The following is a 1798-nucleotide window of genomic DNA, read 5'->3' on the forward strand; positions in this document are numbered from 1 at the left end:
CGACGCGCTCGCGGAGCTGCTGGCCGGTATCTCGGCTGAGCATCCGCTGACCGCCGTGCTGCACACCGCGGGCGTGCTGGACGACGGCGTACTGGACGCACTCACCGCCGAGCGGTTCCAAACCGTGCTGCGCGCGAAGGCGGTCTCCGCGCTGAACCTGCACGAGCTCACCCGTGAACACGACCTGTCGGCGTTCGTGCTGTTCTCGTCCATGAGCGGCACCATCGGCGGCGCGGGCCAGACCAACTACGCTGCCGCGAACGCCTACTTGGACGCGCTCGCCGAACAGCGGCGAGCCGCCGGCCTGGTGGCCACGTCGGTGGCCTGGGGGCCGTGGGCCGACGGAGGCATGGCCGCGGACACCGTGCTTGAGCGGCGGCTCCGGCGCGAAGGCATGCCGCCGATGGCACCGGACCTGGCCATCCGTGCCCTGCGGCAGGCCATCGATCACGGTGACGCGACGGTCACCGTCGCCGACATCGACTGGGACCTTTTCATTCCCGCGATGACGGCTGCCCGGCGCAGCAACCTGTTCGCGGAGCTGCGCAGCACCGGATCTATTTCGGCGTCGGCGGCTGCGGCCGTGAGCCTCCGCAGCTCGGCCGCCGAATCCACCTCGCTGGCCGAGCGGTTGGCAGGGCTGACCGAGGCCGAACGCGAAAAGGAACTGCTGGATCTGGTCCGTACGCAGGTGGCGGCGGTGCTGGGGCACGACGGCGCGAACGACGTCGAGGCGGGTCGCGCGTTCCGGGAACTCGGCTTCGACTCGCTGACCGCCGTCGAACTGCGCAACCGTCTTGGCGCGGCCACCGAACTGCGGCTTCCGGCGTCGCTGATCTACGACTACCCGACCGCCTCTGCTCTCGCGGGCTATCTGCGCGATGAGTTGTTGGGTGGCTCGGACGCCTCCGTCCGTGGTGCGATTCCGGCCGTTGCCACGGGGGCCGTCGACGACGATCCGATCGTGATCGTGTCGATGAGCTGCCGCTTCCCGGGCGGAGTGCGGTCGCCCGAGGAGTTGTGGCGACTTCTTGTCTCCGGCGAGGACGCCGTTTCCGAGTTCCCGACCGACCGCGGCTGGGACGTCGAATCGCTGTATGACCCGGACCCCGGCCAGGCCGGGAAGACCTACACCCGTGAAGGCGGATTCCTCGGCGACGCAGCCCAGTTCGACGCGTCGTTCTTCGGAATCAGCCCGCGTGAGGCCCTGGCGATGGATCCGCAGCAGCGGCTGCTGCTGGAGACCTCCTGGGAGGCCTTCGAGCGCGCGGGCATCGACCCCGACACCCTCCGCGGCAGCCAGGCCGGTGTCTTCATCGGCACCAACGGCCAGGACTACCTCTCGCTACTGATGAAGGCCCCGGAGGGCCTTGAGGGCCACCTCGGCACCGGCAACGCCGCCAGCGTGGTCTCCGGCCGTATCGCCTATGTCTTCGGCCTCGAAGGCCCGGCGGTCACCGTGGACACGGCCTGCTCGTCCTCGCTGGTCGCGCTGCACTGGGCGGCACAGGCGATCCGCAACGGCGAATGCTCGCTTGCCCTGGTCGGCGGTGTGACCGTCATGACCACGCCGGAGAACTTCGTCGACTTCAGCCGTCAGCGGGGTCTTGCGGCGGACGGTCGCATCAAGGCGTTCGCGGCGGGTGCGGATGGTACGGGGTGGGGTGAGGGTGTTGGCATGCTGCTGGTTGAGCGGCTGTCGGACGCCGAGCGCAATGGTCATCCCGTGTTGGCTGTGGTTCGTGGTAGTGCGATCAACCAGGATGGTGCGAGTAACGGTCTTACGGCGCCGAACGGT

The 1798-nt window shown here is 69.1% G+C and carries 1 protein-coding gene; it reads left to right on the forward strand.

The features are described 5' to 3' along the window. Window positions 1-1798: type I polyketide synthase (locus O5O46_RS34905; RefSeq protein WP_269859706.1), on the forward strand; the 1798-nt coding region annotated here is incomplete at both ends.

The organism is Streptomyces sp. RPT161 (assembly GCF_027533845.1).
Taxonomy (GTDB): domain Bacteria; phylum Actinomycetota; class Actinomycetes; order Streptomycetales; family Streptomycetaceae; genus Streptantibioticus_A; species Streptantibioticus_A silvisoli_A.